Here is a 16,387-nt window from a genome sequence, read left to right as displayed (position 1 = left end):
CGCTTTGCCGCCCTCACCCCGGCCCTCTCCCATGGAGAGAGGCAGTGCATCGCGCGAGATTGAGATGGCGTACCGGGATGGATGGCCGCGCCAGACGGTTCCCTCTCCCGCAGGCGGGAGAGGGTTAGGGTGAGGGAAAAAACCTCTCTATCACCCCACTAACATCAGCTCGCGCTCTTCCACCATCGGCTTATTCAGCAGCGACAGCAGAATATTTTTCACCGCCTGCGCCGATGGCGACAGCGGCAGGCGCGCTGAAATGTTCAACGACAGCGGCAGATTAAGCGACGGACTGTTAATGCGCGCCATCCATGCGTGCGTTGAACTCACCAGCGCGCGTGCGGCCGATTCCGGCAGTACGGTCACGCCCATGCCGCTCGACACCGCCGCGGTTAAAGTGGAGATCGACTCAATTTCACCAATGATTTTTGCGCTCAGACGGCGCAGCGAGAACGCTTCATCGACGCGTTTACGCACCGCGCTGTAATCACGCGGCAGGAACAGGTTCATCTGCGCCACGTCCGCCAGATCCACCGTTGCACCCGGACAGGCCGTTGCGCCCACCAGATACAACTCCTCTTTCATCAGCGGAATGCTGTTGATGCCGGCAGTCGGCGCGCGATCGTACAGCACCGCCATATCCAGCTGACCATTCATCACTTTCTCATTGAGCGAAGTGCCGCTGTTCTCGTGCAGATACACCAGCACGTCAGGATACTGCTCGCGTACCGTTTGCAGCAGCGGCATGGTCAGCGATGAAGCTGCGGTGCCCGGTGCGAGGCCAATCGAGACCTGACCATTTAACGCCTGACCAGCGTTAATCACCGCCGTTTGCGCCTGTTCGCACTGGCGCAGGATGGTGCGTGCGTGAGCATAAAGAATTTTACCGGCTTCGGTTGGCGTTACGCCGCGCTTGGTGCGGATCAGCAACTGCTGGTCGAGTTCGTTCTCCAGCGTCGCCACCTGTTGGCTGAGTGCAGGTTGTGCGATATGCAGGACTTCTGCTGCCTGCGTCAGGCTGCCGATATCGACGATTTTTACAAAGTATTTCAGTCGTCTTAAGTTCATATTGCCTCCGTCACGGATCCCCGAATGCCCAAATGATGAGTTCTCAGCCTGCTGGCTTGTGACAAAGAAATTGCAATATGCAGGCCAGGTTTGTGGGTAATGCTGCCGGCACCAGCCAGATTTTTCCTAACGACCGGGAAAATAAGCGTTTCTGATTACCCCGAATGGGTTAATAAGCGCTGCACATGACGCATAAAATTTGTGCGCTGATGATGACGCACCCTGATGGTGCAGCCGCTGCGAGGCAGATGTGCAAAAAAGTGATGACCGCGCGTGCTGGCATGGTGCAGAACGGACAGAAAATGCGCGGATTGTGGGGTAAAAAGTGCAACGAAGAGATAAAGCGCGGCGGGTGTCAGTGGGAAAACTTATTGTGCCGTAATGCCTGCTGCCGGGCAGCGTGGCATTACGGCCTGTACTTTGCTCCTCTCCCGGAAGAGAGGAGAAGAACGGGTTAGCGTTTTTTACGGTTGCGGTGCATATCGATTGAAACCGCCGCGACGATGATCATCCCTTTAATGATGTCCTGCACGTAGGCATCAACGCCAACAAAGGTGAAGCCACTTTTAATCAAGCCGAGGATCACCGCGCCAATCAGCGTGCCGGTAATTCGCCCGACGCCGCCCATCAGGCTGCTGCCACCGATTACCGCGGCGGCGATGGCATCGAGCTCATACGCCATGCCCATGCTCGACTGGCCGCTGCTGACGCGGGCCGCCAGCACCACGCCCGCCAGACCAGAAAGCGCACCGGCGATGGTATACACGATGATCAGGTATTTATTAACGTTAATCCCGGACACTTTGGCGGAGGTCATGTTGCCGCCAATCGCGTAAACATATTTGCCGTAGCGGGTGTGTTTGAGCGCAATGTGGAACAGGAAGGCGACCACCAGGAAGATAATCACCGGCATCGCGCCCTGGCCGATGGAGGTAAACCCATCCGACAGGAAACTGATCGGGTTGCCCTGGGTGTAATACTGAGCCAGACCGCGCGCCGACACCATCATACCGAGCGTGGCGATAAACGGCGGAATACCGGTTTTGGTGATTAGCACGCCGTTGACCACGCCGCACAGCAGGCCGACGCCGATGCCGGCAACGATCGGGATGGCAGCGGGCAGATTAACCAGCGACGGATACATCGGCGACAGGCTGTCGGAGGTCTGCGCCAGGCTGGCCGCGACCACTGCCGTCAGGGCGATGACCGAACCGGACGACAGGTCGATACCGGTCGTAATAATGACCTGGGTGACGCCGACAGCGATGATACCGATGATCGCCACCTGCAGCACAATCAGCACTAAACGGTTGGTGTTGAGCAGAAATGACTGGTCGCGCACGTACCAACCGGCAATTTCAAAAATCAGCGCGATGCCTAGCATCACCACAAAGATGCCGGTGTCTTTCGGCAGCTTATGCCGCAGATTGCCGAAGAAAGAACTCTGTTCGGTGGCCTGAGGGGCCGTTACTTTTACGTTACTCATAGGGGTCTCGTGCCTCACTCGGATGCCAACGACAAAATGGTTTCCTGGTCGGCCTCTTCTTTATCGAGGATGCCGGTTATACGTCCGCCGTGCATCACCATCACCCGGTCGCTCATGCCGAGAATCTCCGGCAGCTCAGAGGAGACCATGATGATGGCCACGCCACGGTTAGCCAGTTCACTGATCAGGCGGTAGATTTCGGCTTTGGCGCCAACATCGATACCGCGGGTTGGTTCATCGAGGATCAGGATCTTCGGTTGCGCCAGCAGCCAGCGCGCAATCAGCACCTTCTGCTGGTTACCGCCGCTGAGGTTGTTGATGATCTGATCCATGGTCGGCGTTTTAATATTCAGTTTGCGGATCTGCTCCATGCAGTCCTGCGCCATCTTCATGTGGCTGACGAAACCGCTTTTGCCGATGTAATCCGGCATGTTGACGATGCTCATGTTCTCCATCACCGACAACACCAGAAACAGCCCGGACTTTTTGCGGTCTTCGGTGAGAAACGCCATGCCTTTCTCAATCGCCATCGACGGCGAATCGATGCTGACCGGCACACCATCAATCAGCACTTCACCGCTGTCGAAGCTCTCCATGCCGAACAGGCTTTCCATCACTTCGCTGCGTCCCGCGCCTACCAGCCCGGCCACGCCAAGGATTTCGCCTTTGCGCACGCTAAAGCTGACATCGGTAAAGCGGTCTTTGCAGGTCAGGTTGCGCACCGTCAGCACTTCTTCGCCGATGGCGCTGTTGAATTTAGGGAACAGCTGCGTCAGTTCGCGCCCCACCATCTGGGTAATCAGCGACTGACGGGTAAAGGCGGTGGTGCTGTTGCTGCCGACCCAGGTGCCGTCGCGGAAGATGCTGATCTCATCGGTGATGGCGAAAATTTCATCCATTTTATGGCTGATATAGATGATGGCTTTGCCCTGGGCACGCAGGTCGCGGATGATGGTGAACAGATGCGCCACTTCGGTTTCCGTCAGCGCCGAGGTCGGTTCATCCATAATCACGATGTCGGAGTTCCACGACACCGCTTTGGCAATTTCCACCATCTGCTGGGACGCAATGCTGAGCTCGCCGACCAGCCGATCGGCTTTCAGACGGATATTCAGTTTGTTAAGCAGCTCCTGCGTCTGCTGGTTAAGCTTGCCGTGATCGACAAAGCCGTATTTCATCGGTTCACGACCGAGCCAGATGTTCTCGGCCACGGTCATGTAAGGCACCAGATTCAGCTCCTGGTGAATCATGGAGATGCCGGAACGCAGCGCGTCCATGGTGTCCTGAAACTGCACTGGCTCCCCTTTAATGCGGATGGTGCCCTTATCGGGACGATACATCCCGATAAGGCATTTCATTAAAGTGGATTTGCCCGCGCCATTTTCACCCATCAGGGCATGTACCGACCCCGGCTTAATACGCAGTGAGACATTGTCGAGTGCCTTCACTCCGGGGAAGAACTTGCTGATGCCTTCGGCTTCAAGCGCAAAAGCGGTCATACATCACCTCCGTACGGCTAAGTCGGTTACGGTTTATTTCTGATTCTGACTGGCGAATTTCTCGTAGTTATCTTTGGTGATCAGCTGGAACGGGATATCGACCACTTTCTGCACTTTTTCACCGTTAATCAGCTTGACCGCCGTTTGTACCGCGCCCTCACCCTGACCTTTTGCATCCTGGAACACCGTGGCGACCATTTTGTCGTTCTTGATCATCTGCAGTGCATCCGGGGTACCATCCACACCCGCGACCAGAATGTGATTCGGGTTTTTACCCAGCGCCTGCAGCGCACCGATCGCCATTTCATCGTTGTTAGAGGCAATGGCCTGAATGTCATCGCCTGCTGTCAGCCAGTTACTCACCACGTCCACCGCATCATTACGGGTGAATTTGGCGGTCTGTTTCTGAACTACTTTGATGCCCGGATATTTGGCGACCACCGCTTCCACGCCTTTGGTGCGTTCACGGGTTGATTCGTTAGCCAGATCACCCAGCAGAATCGCCACGTTGCCTTTGCCGTTCATCTTTTTAGCCAGCGCTTCCATCTGCAGACGGCCGGCCAGTTCAGAATCCGAACCGACAAACGCCATTTTGTCTTTCAATTCGCCCGCGGGTTTGCGGTTGACGAACACCAGCGGCACGCCGGCCTTAGCGGCGGCATCCACCAGCGGTTTCACCGCGTTGGTATCGACCGGGTTCACGATGATGGCGTCAACACCCTGACCAATGAAGTTCTGCACCTGCTGCAGCTGCTGCGACACATCGCCTTTGGCGTCTTCCACCTGGCCTTTGATATTGTCTTTTTGCATCTCTTTCTGCATGGCTGTGCGCAGGATGGTGAGGAAGTTGTCATCAAACAGCGCCATAGAAACGCCCAGCTGGATATCTTTTGCCATCACAGCGGCAGGTAACATGCAAGCTAACAGGGAAGTCACTAACGCTTTTTTGAATTTCATAGGTAACCCTTCTTATTTGTTAACGTGCTCAGGTTGGCTGAGTGCGCGAATGAAAAATATCTTTTACATTCACTCAACGTCGCTGGCGTTTTTTTTCTGTTCGTAGAGGTAAGGCTTCTGGTCTGACGCTATCGGTACCGTGCTGCTCCTTTTTTCAACATCTTCCTTATCAATACGTTACTTTCGCCGGAACCCGGCAGAGATCAAAACTCGTTTCGTGCGTGATGATAAGCAGTTCATTTGTTTCATCTCATGTTCATTTGAAATTTTCATCATAAAAGCACTGAAATGATTGTTTTAAAATCGGCAAATAACAAAACTTTGACACGCATCTAACATCTCAAAGGAAATGCGTTTAAAGTGAGATCTTGCTGGCAGTTTGAAATCTGTCCATTCAAGGCAGAAAAGCAGCATTCCGCTGCTTTTACGCGCACTTAAACCAGAAGTGTGCGATCGGGCTTTGACAACGGGGATCGGCATCGCTAATATTCGCCTCGTTCCAACGATTCCTCTGTAGTTCAGTCGGTAGAACGGCGGACTGTTAATCCGTATGTCACTGGTTCGAGTCCAGTCAGAGGAGCCATATTTAGAGAAGCCCGCTTAAGGAAACTTAAGCGGGCTTTTTGTTTTTTTGCGAATCTTTATGTTATTTAGATTCAAAAGATTAGCGTGAAAAGTCTTCCCGATGCATTTTCAGTTTACCCTCCACATCGGGAGAATTTGGTGGTCATATTCGGGGTCAGGAGTTTACTAATACGGGAAAAGAAACAAAATAATTCTAAACTTTTCCTATTTCTTGTGTTAGTGCTATTCGATAACCCATGACTCTGCATCCGCGCAGCCTTTTATCCCACATTCGAAGCAAGGTTCGATGCCCGAGATTATGAGCACTGTCGCGGGCAAGCGACCAACTGTCCGGAAATTCCTGAATGCTGGCCACCAGCGGAACGAAACCATGCCCATTACGGCCCCGCCTTCTTCGCAGCAGAAAGCCGCTCGTAGACTTGATTACCAAGCCATTTCGATACCAACTCCTGCATCTCCGGCTTGCCCATGTAGTCGGTGAACAACTCCTCGTTCAATTCAATGCGCTCGATGAAGAGGGACTCTAGCACCTGCCTGAAAACCAGTTGGAACTTATCGAGGGAGTTAACCTCGGCCGCCTTCTGCAGAGCTTCGCTTCGGCTGGCCGCCTCGGCGATCTGATCGAAGAACAGTTGATCTGCTTCGTTTAGTTCGCCCCCAAAACGATGATTGATGATATCGATGAGGCGCGACAGCGAAACATGTTCCTCGCGCACCATTCCAGACCCAACCTCACGCGGGCCATCCAGCGGTTTAGCATAACCCTCATTGAGGCTGATCGAGCCTTCGCTGATCTTCTGCAATCGATAATAGTCGAGCTCGATCTCCTCATCAAATTGATATCCCGGTCCACTCTTGCGCTTAGGCAGCTTCAACGCGAGGTGCCGTAGGTACGTAAAGAGCTTTTCCAAATCGCTGTCTTGATAGGGGATCACCTGACTCAAAAAACTGTAGAGATTACGAAAGGCTTGTAGTTTGCCGCGCCACAGCTCAGCTTCCGCCTCCTCCGTGTTCTGAAACTGCACGAAGCGCGCGACTGCCTGATCGAGAATCGCGTTCATCGCCTTGTGGTCGCCGGGGCTTTGGCGGCGCTTTGGCGCGAAGAACACGCGCGTGAACTCGGCCACCTCGGTCTGCAGATACACGCCTGACGCATCTAGCTCGGCTTTCACCTCGTAGAGCTTGTCGGGATCGACTTGCTCACCCATCACTGAGCCATCGTAGTACTGGCGGAAAGCCTCCTGGATCTCGCCGGGCTCATTGACGAAGTCGAGCACGAATGTGTCGTCCTTAAGCGGATGAGTACGGTTCAAGCGTGACAAAGTCTGCACCGCCTGAATGCCTGCCAAGCGCTTGTCCACATACATAGTGTGCAGCAACGGCTGATCGAAGCCGGTCTGGTATTTCTCGGCCACCAGCAGAACGCGGAAATCCGGCTTGGCGAAGGTGTCGGGCAGCTCTTTCTCTTTTAGGCCGCCATTCATCTCGACCTCTGTGTAAGACTTCTCCGAAGTCTTGTCGTCCTCCACTGCGCCTGAGAATGCTACCAGGCTTTTGATCGGATAGCCCTTCTCCCGGATGTGGCGGTCGAACTCCTGCTTATAGCGCACGGCCTCCAGCCTTGACCCAGTCACCACCATCGCCTTGGCATGCCCGCCTATCTTGTGTCGAGTGAAATGCTGAAAGTGTTCAACCATCACCTCAGTTTTCTGGCCGATGTTGTGCGGATGCAGGCGCATAAAGCGCGCTAGCGCCTTGGCGGCTTTCTTGCGTTCGACGTTGGGGTCTTCCTCAGCCTTCTTGATCAGCTTGTAGTAGGTCTTGTAGGTAACGTAGCTCTTGAGCACGTCCTCGATGAAACCCTCCTCAATTGCTTGGCGCATGGTGTAAGAGTGGAAGGGCTCTCCGTTGCGGCCGAAGATCGCCAGCGTCTTGTGCTTGGGCGTGGCGGTGAAGGCGAAGAAACTCATGTTCGGTTGATGGCCCCTCTTGGCCATGGAGCGAAACAGTCGCTCCAGTTCGACTTCGCCTTCCTCCTCGGCCATCTCTTGCGCCTTGCAGCGCAGCTCGGCACCGCCCAGCACGCCCTTAAGTTCGGTTGCTGTCTCGCCTGACTGTGAGCTGTGCGCCTCGTCGATAATCACCGCGTACTTGCGCGTTGGTAGATGACTATTGCCGCCTTCACCGCGCTCCTCGCTCAACTTCGCAAGTTGGACCGACACAAACGGGAACTTCTGCAGCGTGGTGATAATGATCGGCACGCCATCTTCAAGCGCCTCTGCGAGCTGGCGCGAATCTTCGTCGATTTTCTGCACCACACCTTGGCGGTGGTCAAACTGGTAGATGGTGTTCTGCAATTGTCGATCCAGCACCACGCGGTCGGTGATGACGACCACAGTGTCGAACAGCCGCTCGTCGCGTGCATTGTGCAAGCTGGAAAGGCGATGCGCCAGCCAGGCAATGGTGTTGCTCTTACCGCTGCCGGCCGAGTGCTCGACTAGGTAGTTATGTCCAATCCCCTCGGTAGCTGCAGCCGAAACCATCTCACGCACCGCTTGCAACTGGTGATAGCGTGGAAAGATCAGGTTTTCCTTACGTACCTTTTTTCCATCGTTTGTAGTTTTTTCTTCAATGTTCAGGTGCAAAAAGCGGGCAAGTAGATCAAGCAAACTGTCGCGCTGTAGAACCTCTTCCCACAAATACGCTGTTTTGTAGTTGCGATCGTCCCGGTCGGGCGGGTTGCCCACACCGCCATTAAAACCCCGATTGAACGGCAGGAAATAGGTGGAGGTCCCGGCCAAGCGAGTGGTCATGTGCGCTTCTTCCGTATCCACTGCAAAATGCACCAAGGTACGCTTGGTGAACTCGAAGATGGGTTCACGCGGATCGCGGTCGTGGCGGTACTGGTGGAGGGCGTTCGCCACCGTCTGGCCGGTCAAAGGGTTCTTGAGCTCCAGCGTAACCACCGGAATACCGTTGACCGACAACACCACATCCAGCGACTTTCCCGACTTCGGGCTGAAATGCAATTGGCGGGTCAGCCCCAGCCGATTGGCCTGGTAGCGCGCCTCCAGCTCAGGATTCAGGCCGTGGGCCGGGCGGAAAAAGGCAATTCGCAGCGTCTTGCCGAAACACTTGAAGCCGTGGCGCAACGTGGCCAGCGCACCATGAGTATCGAGCCATTTGCACAGAGACTCCAGAACGCGCGTACCGGTTTGCTCACCGTGCAGGACTTCCAGCTTTTCCCACACCTTGGTTTGGGTAACACGGATGAAGGCCAGCGCCTCATCGGGGAAGATCGCGCGCTCGCGGTTAAAGCCTTTGGTGTCGAGCCGGGAGTAACCCTCGCCCAGCAAGACCGCCTCTATGGCGGTTTCAAATGCGGCTTCACTCGTGGATTTCATGCGCCCCCCCTAGAGATTCTCTTTTGCAACCAGAACACCATCACCTGCGCGAATTCAGGAAGATCCCCAGCTTGAGTGCCATCCCATTTCTTGAGTTCTTGTACAGCGTTAAGAGTCCCTTTTCCTAGCCGCAGCTTAAACGCATCAAGTACAGCTTTACGGTTATTTACGAGACGGTACCAGTTTAGGTTTAGCACGTCATTCAAGGCATCGTTCATTGCTACGTCGTCAGACTCGATTCGCCCATCCCCCAAGAACTTGATCTTTCGCTCAATGGGATGCGCCGGGTCGCATACGCTGAAGCACAGCCCGTTATTGCCCTTTCGCGTGTCACAATGTTGCTCGCGCGCAGGGCGGCCCTGCCCGCCGAGACAAGCGCCTAGCAGGTTGCTGTAGTCTAATTGACGTGCGGGAAAGCCAGTCTGGCTCTGCCAGTGCTCAATTTTCATCTCATCTTCGTTAGCGCGGATTCTGGACTGGCAGTAACAACACAGCCCCCGCTGTTCCGTCACCAACGCCTGTCGCAATGCGTCTTTGCCTGTATTCAGTACTTTCGCGCCCGTATTGGCATCTACACTGTTGGTGTAATTGTCATAGTTCGCGTGTGGTTGTTGCCGATGTCTTGTCAAACAGGGCGGCTCTGATCCTTTGTAAATGGTCCGCATCTAATCTGAACCTTCCAGAAAGTGGATCAGCGAACTGGCCCGGGTTAACTCGGGTTCATCCTCGCCGAGCTTTTGTTCAAGAGCCGCAATAGCGGCACGGGCTTCGTCGAAACGCTCCTGGTCGATCAGCTCGAAGAGGGCATTCAACTTCCCCTCCACCTCACGGTTGCGCACCGGTGCGCCCATGAGCTCTTGCAGGATACGATTGGCATCCATGCCATAGGCCTCAGTGGGAACGGTAACACTCACTTTGCCATCCACAATTTCGAGGAAGCGTACACAGCCTGCAGGCACCTCCCCCAACACTAGTGGCGAATGAGTGGTCACAACAAACTGGCAAGCCTTGAAGGTGTCGCGAAGACGTTGCAGCACCTCGCGTTGCCACCTCGGATGCAGGTGCAGCTCGATCTCGTCGATCAGCACCAACGCCTCACCTTCTGCTATTGGGTTTGAGAGATTAGGATTGGCGACAGCAAGACGGCGGGTTAGGTCAAAAACCAAAGCAATCAATCCACGTTCGCCGTCGGATAATTGCTCCAAAAATAACTGCTTTCTCGCTTTTTTACCGCGGGCCTGTTCATCTATCGTCGCATCTTTCACGACGGAGTAACGAGGTGGGTTTTCTTCATGAAACCAGAATTCCTTGATCTGGGGCATGAGGCTAGAAATAGCTTCCTGAAGCAGCTTCAAAATCCGTTCCCCATACTGCACAGCTTCTTTTCGAAGCACGCGGGTCGAGAATATGGCACGTTGCCACTTGGCAAATTCGTTCAGCGATATCTCAAGTTGCGTCAGCGATTTTGAGAATGCCGCCCCCTGCTTAAAAGGCAATGTGCCTTGAAGTTTTGGCGGAAGCCTTGAAAGCAAGCGGTGTGTTGAGTAATAGATAACCAGTGGTTGTGTCGGGCTGCTTTTTAAGTAGCGTTTCAGCCTTGCTTCTGTTTCATGAGTGTCGGTAAACAACCAGTTCAGACGCTTCTCAAAATTTCCTTCTAGTCGCTTGTCTATCCAAGTGATCTCGTTTTTTAGGTTTTTGTAATCAGGCGTCCCCTTTTCCAGAAGAGCCAGATCCTTCTTCATCTGGGCTTGCTTATGCTCAAGAGTCAGCTTTTCACTCTTATCAAGGCTTTCCTTGGACAGGAAGGTGATCAAGTATGCAGCTCCTAAGTCACTGCTTCCTATTTCAATGATGCAGGTGGACTTTCCTTGCTGGATATCGGCATCAAGTACCGGAAGTGCTTTCTCTCGCGAAACTGTAAAATCTGGTAAGGAGTGGGAATATGCTATCGCAATGGCCTGTAAAATAGTTGATTTGCCAACACCATTGACACCGGCAATTACGGTCAACCGCTCGTCAAAATCAATGTCAAGCCGATCAAAACCTCGGAAGCTGGTCAACCCTAAGCTATGTAGTTTCATGATGTTATTTCCTCCGGCGGAATCTGCCCAGTAACGGCGGCAGTAATCAGCGCGGTGCGACGCTCCAAGAGTAAAGATAAAGAAGAAGAGACCTCCCTCGTGATTGACTGAAATCGCTCTTCGGCGCGCTCAAGGCACTCCACGATCTCAACTTGTTCGTTGAGTGGAGGAAGAGGTGTAAGCCAATCCAAAACGTGGCCTTGCGATACCTTGACCATTGTTCCACTTGAACCTCTTGCGTCGCGACGAATCTGAACGCGCGCTGCTGCTGTCGTTAGGAACGATGTCAGGTACTCAGGAAGAATTTTCTTCTCGTGAACCCGGAGCCTGTAGATAAGGTCTGGGAGCAACAGGTTTGGCTCGGCATAGGGGACGCATGCGACGTCAGCCACGAGCTCCGGTGTGTTGCCCCGTGTTATGAGTACATCTCCTTTGCGTAGCGAAAGTAGTTGCTCTTCTTCATCGGTTCCGCGCAGCGCCTTGTTCTCCTCCCGCTTGAATCGACCTTTTGAAACGGCGCTTAGCTTCAACACTCCCAACTCGTCTGGCCCTGCCGGCGTGTTGGCTGCAATTGGCGAACTGCCTTGATCTATTGAGATAATGACATATTTAATGCGCTGTAGTCCCCAATGCGCCGGAATCTCGCCCAGCCATTCCTGACCGGATGGATTGAGCGGGACATTGGGCTCGAGGCCACGAGTGACAACACGGCTGATGAGGGCGGCGCGCTTTTCTTCTAGCAGCGCCAGCATGCGTTCTTTTTCAGCGATCAGCCCGTCGATGCGGACTATTTCTCGGTCTAGGTAGATAGCGATTCGACTTTGCTCATCAGGATTAGTTGGACATGGCAATTTCAAGTTTTTTAGGAATTCGCCATCAACATGTGGTATTCCCATGCCATTTGTAAATGTCTTCAGAACAGGCTCAACGGCTTTACAAATCCAAAAAAGAAACTGCCGATCAAACTGCAGAGGTGTGACGAGTGAGGTAGTGGAGGAAACAGCACCATGTTTAGCTTTCAGAAACTCTCCCGCATTTGAACCATCCCATAGTAATAAAACATCGTTATCCTCTGCAGTAAGCATTCCCTGTGCAGGCACATATTGGGAAGCTTCCGTATCACCACGTAAATACTCCATTGACAGATAAGGGAGAACATCGACAGTAACATCCTCCTCTTCCTTTGCAGGTAATCGCCCCTTGGATGTAGCTGCAATGTATCTAAATCTTACTTCACGCCAGTGGCTTGGCAGAGAGGTTGCAATGCTGATTGGATTCACTCCGTCACCTCACCCAGTAAACCCAAGATCCGCTTTTCCACCTCCGCCAGCTCGGCATCAATATCGCGCAGGGGGCGTGGCCGCAGATACTGAAAGAACACATGGTTGAAATTGATCTCGTAGCCGACTTTGCCAATGCCACCGTCCTGCTCATCCAGCGCCTCGCGGTCGATCCAAGCATCGGCCACGTAGGGGCGCACCTCGCGCAGCACGTAGCTGATGATGTCCTCCTTCAGTGGAATGTTCTCCGTATCCTTGAGTGCCGGGTCGGGTTCGTATTCCACTAGGGCTTTGCCCTCGGTGTGCAGCCCGAGCAGCGCATACAGCTCGCCGGAACTCATCGTCGGAAGCGACTGGCGCGGGAACAAATCCGTACCGATGGTAACATCGCCCTTTTTGTGGCGCTTGGCAATCACCGGCGCGGCTTCGGGATCCGCCACGGTGAAGCAGTCGCGAAAGATTTTCTTTTGTGCCGAACCCTTAGCCCCCTTGGCCCAGCCTTCGACGTCGTTGGGCAGGTCTTTGAAAACCCGCTGCACGGTGTCCCAAGTGTCGTTCCAGTCCAATAGTGGTTCGCTGCCGAGTGTGTCCTGCACGGCCTGCAGGGCGTCGTACAGTTCGGGGCAGGTATTGAGGAAGCGCTCGCGAGCCTCATCGGTGATCTTAAAGCGCAGTCGCAGTGGACGCAGCACGGTGATGCGGCGGTAGCCGAAGTCGGAGTTGTCGAACACGCGGCTGGTCTTGCTGTTCTCCATGGCGCCGTGTTCGCGCGTGACGTCATCAAGCGCCGCTTGGTCGACGTAGCGGCGCTTGTCGCCCAGGCTGCGCTTCATCGGCGTGTAGCGCTCGCGGGCGTCGATGAGCTGGATCTTGCCTCTGCGGTGTTCGACCTTGCGGTTGCTGACCACCCAAATGAAGGTGCCGATGCCGGTGTTGTAGAACATCTGTTCGGGCAGGGCGACGATGGCTTCGAGCATGTCATGCTCAATGATCCAACGACGGATCTCGCTCTCGCCGCTGCCAGCGCCGCCGGTGAACAGCGGCGAGCCGTTGAACACGACGGCGGCGCGCGAGCCGGGCTTGTTGCGGTCACCGGCCTTGTAGTCCTGGAACTTGCTCATCATGTAGAGCAGGAACAGCAGGGCGCCGTCGTTGATGCGAGGCAGCTTGCCGCTGTAGCCACGGAAATTGGGCCAGCGGTCGATGATCTTCTTCTCGGCTTTCCAGTCCACGCCGAAGGGCGGGTTGGCTAACAGGTAGTCGAAGCGATGGTCGGGAAACGGGTCGTCGATGAGGGTGTTACCCAGTACTACTTGGCCATCCTTGTGGCCCTTGATCAAGAGGTCGGAAGCGGCCACTGCGTAAGAGCGTGGGTTGTAGTCCTGTCCAAAGACCTTAACCGTGGCTTGATCGTTGTGGGCGCGAATCCAGTTCTGCGCCTCGGCCAGCATACCGCCGGTGCCGCAAGCAGGGTCGCAGATGGTAACGATGACACCTGCCTGGGTGAGCACGCTGGTGTCGGGCTCCAGCAACAGGTTGACCATCAGTTGGATGACTTCGCGCGGGGTGAAGTGATCACCAGCCGTTTCATTGGCGGCTTCGTTAAAGCGCCGGATCAGATCCTCAAACACCAAACCCATGGTGATATTGTCGACGTTACGCGGGTGCAGGTCGATCTCCGCGAACTGAGAGACCACCTGATACAGGCGGTTGGACTCTTCGAGCTTCTCGATTTCTTTGTCGAATTCGAAGCGCTCGAAAATCTTTCGGATATTTTCGGAAAAGCCCGCGATGTAGTCGGCCAGGTGCCGACCGATGTTGTCCGGGTCGCCCTTGAGCTTGTAGAAGTCGAGCTGACTGTGGTTGTGGAAGCCCAGCGGCGTGCCATCTTCATCTTTGGCCAAGTTGTTGAGGATGGCGTCGATGTTGGCAATGCCCTTGCTGCTCAGTTCGGTATAGCGCTTGAGCACGGCATCCTTGCTAGGAGCCAGAACAGCATCAAAGCGGCGCAATACGGTGAGCGGTAGCATCACGCGCTCGTATTGTGGTGGGCGGTAAGGGCCGCGCAGCAGATCGGCGACAGACCAAATGAAGTTGGCAAGTTGTTGGAAGTTGGTACTCATGGATGCGTCCTGGAGTTCGATGGATTCTGTTTTGCCTCTATCGACCGACCAGTACTGGAGGTGGTCGATATAAGACTTTGATTTATTTGGCCTGCGTAGGCGTATCGCACAGATACTATCGCTCGGCTATCACCGATGATGACATCCACGTCACTGCGCGGGATATGCAAAATAGTCTGTGTTTCCCAAGGCAATGTGCCACGCTCACTGGCCAGCCGCATCACGTCATCACCGGTGACTGGCTTGCTTTGGTCTGCAACGCGAGGGAAGCACCGGACATCGGTGGTGGACGCTACTGCCATGGCGCTCGGAATGCGTAATTCGATGTACCGGCCGCCATTCGGGGCGGTAACAACATCAGGCAAAACGGATACGTTAACGGTACGCTCGGCCAATTTTCGTCGCACTGTATCTAGCCAGCCTGACGAGATATGTTGGTCGGTCGGTGGTGTGCTTTGACCATTCTCCATGCCAAGAAGCAGAAGACCGCCGGTTGCATTCGTAAAAGCAATGCAATCCTTAGCTATTTCATTCCAGTCTGTCGTCATGCTGGTCAGTACCCGCAAGTGCTTCTGGTCTAGGAGCTGTCCTTGTAGGCTCACGCGAGAGCTTCCCATGCTGAATTCATTTTTGTTCGCTCCTGTATTCTGTGTTTTCATCGGCGCCGCCAGCACGCACCCACTCGTCCACCTCGGAGAGCTGGAATTTCCACAACCGCCCAATCTTGTGCGCAGGCAAACCTTTGCGCTCTCGCCAGCGATACACGGTGTCTTTCACCACGCCCAGATGCCGAGCGACATCAATTGCAGTGACCCACGGTTCAGAGTTCATGGCATTAGCGCTCACAGAGGGATTAAAGTCGTTTTAAATCGCCATCAGTCTACCAGACAGTCGGAGTAGCGGCCATCCTGAAATGGCCAAGGTTAGCGGAATGGCTATTCAAGGTAATAGTCTTTAATTTGGGGAAAGGTCAAATCGCACCTAAAAAGTCTGTTCGATTCAACTGGGGGCAATTTGTAGTTTTAAAAAGCCAAATTAGCTCACTATGCATTGGACAAACCTCAACGCCCAGCTTTCAATAGACTCTAATGGAATATTCCCAGCCTCAGCCCCCTGATGCTTCGGATGGTTGATGCCAATGTGGTTAAGCTCACCAAACAGGCAATCTAATAACTCATTTGGCCAGCTAATTGATTTTGCGACAACGCCCTTGCGGATCTGCAGGAACTGGTCAATCCAATCCTGCAGTTCAGAGCCAAATAGCACTTTGGTTGAAAGCATCTTAATTCCATCAGAAGTATCGACTTCCAGTAGTACAGCCTCCGTTGCTTTATAACGGATCCTGACGGCTTTAATAGCCCGAGGCGATTCACATCTATCTTTGGAAACAATCTCGCATAGATCAGACTTTTTTATGCTCGTTCAAGCGACCCTTCCTTTGCAGAGAACGTCGTAGAACGTTCAACCCATGAAGCGAAGTATTTAAACCGGCTTTTAGTAACCAGCAACTGTTGGTGGTCATTCTGGTGGTCTTGACAGGAAAGCGATCCTGATTTAGCTTATTTATTAGCCAGTTACTGGCAAAGGCGATCCCAGTCAGAGGAGCCAGATTTAAAGAAGCCCGCTCAGGGAAACCTGAGCGGGCTTTTTGTCTTCTGCGTGCTCCCTTCTCCAGACCACCATCCTGCCATGGCTTACTGGCTAACCAGCGCTGCATTCACCCTGTCTTCAGTCGCGGGCATGCGCTCCCCGGGATTGCTCCGCAAACATTCTGTACCGCTTACGGGATTTAATGACCTTTTTTTGTTCTGGCACCAGGCAGTGAGGCGGTAAAACCCGCAGCATGAGCAAATCTGCGCATTCATGTGTGTTTTCAACAGGGACAGACACCAGCAAGGGAG

At 54.0% G+C, this 16,387-nt stretch carries 12 protein-coding genes and 1 tRNA gene; 1 reads left to right on the top strand and 12 read right to left on the bottom strand.

Features of this window, described 5'->3' with window-relative positions; genetic code table 11:
- Positions 1-150: 150 nt before the first annotated feature.
- From nac to MXF20_RS14370, 4 genes are all read right to left on the bottom strand, one after another.
- Complete coding sequence (gene nac / locus MXF20_RS14385; RefSeq protein ID WP_325969965.1) at positions 151-1,068, bottom strand: nitrogen assimilation transcriptional regulator NAC; 918 nt, start codon at positions 1,066-1,068, stop codon at positions 151-153.
- A 454-nt stretch (positions 1,069-1,522) separates the two neighbouring features.
- On the bottom strand, positions 1,523-2,554 hold the full coding sequence (locus tag MXF20_RS14380; protein ID WP_058777949.1) for an ABC transporter permease: 1,032 nt from the start codon (positions 2,552-2,554) through the stop codon (positions 1,523-1,525).
- Between the two features lie 14 nt (positions 2,555-2,568).
- Complete coding sequence (locus tag MXF20_RS14375) at positions 2,569-4,053, bottom strand: sugar ABC transporter ATP-binding protein (RefSeq protein WP_325969964.1); 1,485 nt, start codon at positions 4,051-4,053, stop codon at positions 2,569-2,571.
- Between the two features lie 33 nt (positions 4,054-4,086).
- A complete protein-coding gene (locus MXF20_RS14370) occupies positions 4,087-5,010 on the bottom strand; it encodes a sugar ABC transporter substrate-binding protein (RefSeq protein WP_325969963.1) in 924 nt (307 codons plus the stop codon).
- A 507-nt stretch (positions 5,011-5,517) separates the two neighbouring features.
- On the opposite strand from MXF20_RS14370, the gene MXF20_RS14365 reads away from it, so the two are divergent.
- Positions 5,518-5,593 (top strand) — tRNA-Asn (locus tag MXF20_RS14365).
- Between the two features lie 379 nt (positions 5,594-5,972).
- Here the strand turns inward: MXF20_RS14365 and MXF20_RS14360 are convergent.
- The 8 genes from MXF20_RS14360 to MXF20_RS14325 form a co-directional block, all read right to left on the bottom strand.
- Positions 5,973-8,999, bottom strand: a complete 3,027-nt coding sequence (locus MXF20_RS14360; protein ID WP_325969962.1) for a type I restriction endonuclease subunit R — start codon at positions 8,997-8,999, stop codon at positions 5,973-5,975.
- Entirely contained in the window at positions 8,996-9,664 is a 669-nt protein-coding gene (locus MXF20_RS14355) for a retron system putative HNH endonuclease (RefSeq protein WP_110269033.1), read from the bottom strand. Before MXF20_RS14355 ends, MXF20_RS14360 begins: the two co-directional genes overlap by 4 nt.
- Entirely contained in the window at positions 9,665-11,083 is a 1,419-nt protein-coding gene (locus tag MXF20_RS14350; RefSeq protein ID WP_325969961.1) for an AAA family ATPase, read from the bottom strand.
- Complete coding sequence (locus MXF20_RS14345; RefSeq protein WP_110269035.1) at positions 11,080-12,363, bottom strand: restriction endonuclease subunit S; 1,284 nt, start codon at positions 12,361-12,363, stop codon at positions 11,080-11,082. Before MXF20_RS14345 ends, MXF20_RS14350 begins: the two co-directional genes overlap by 4 nt.
- Positions 12,360-14,486: a class I SAM-dependent DNA methyltransferase gene (locus tag MXF20_RS14340; protein ID WP_325969960.1), complete on the bottom strand. Its 2,127-nt coding sequence runs from the start codon at positions 14,484-14,486 to the stop codon at positions 12,360-12,362. Before MXF20_RS14340 ends, MXF20_RS14345 begins: the two co-directional genes overlap by 4 nt.
- The gene (locus tag MXF20_RS14335) at positions 14,483-15,145 is read right to left on the bottom strand and encodes a hypothetical protein (protein WP_325969959.1); all 663 of its coding nucleotides are present in this window, start codon (positions 15,143-15,145) and stop codon (positions 14,483-14,485) included. Before MXF20_RS14335 ends, MXF20_RS14340 begins: the two co-directional genes overlap by 4 nt.
- A complete protein-coding gene (locus MXF20_RS14330; protein ID WP_050084567.1) occupies positions 15,111-15,317 on the bottom strand; it encodes a helix-turn-helix domain-containing protein in 207 nt (68 codons plus the stop codon). Before MXF20_RS14330 ends, MXF20_RS14335 begins: the two co-directional genes overlap by 35 nt.
- A 204-nt stretch (positions 15,318-15,521) precedes the next feature.
- Positions 15,522-15,878 (bottom strand): Tn7-like element transposition protein TnsE, encoded by a 357-nt coding sequence (locus MXF20_RS14325; RefSeq protein WP_325970172.1) that lies wholly within the window; start codon positions 15,876-15,878, stop codon positions 15,522-15,524.
- Between the last annotated feature and the right edge of the window lie 509 nt (positions 15,879-16,387).

Origin of the sequence: Pantoea dispersa (genome assembly GCF_035783935.1) — a bacterium.
Lineage (GTDB): Bacteria > Pseudomonadota > Gammaproteobacteria > Enterobacterales > Enterobacteriaceae > Pantoea > Pantoea dispersa_C.
The sequence above is the reverse complement of the archived record's forward strand: the minus strand, read 5'-3'. Positions and strand labels throughout refer to the sequence as shown.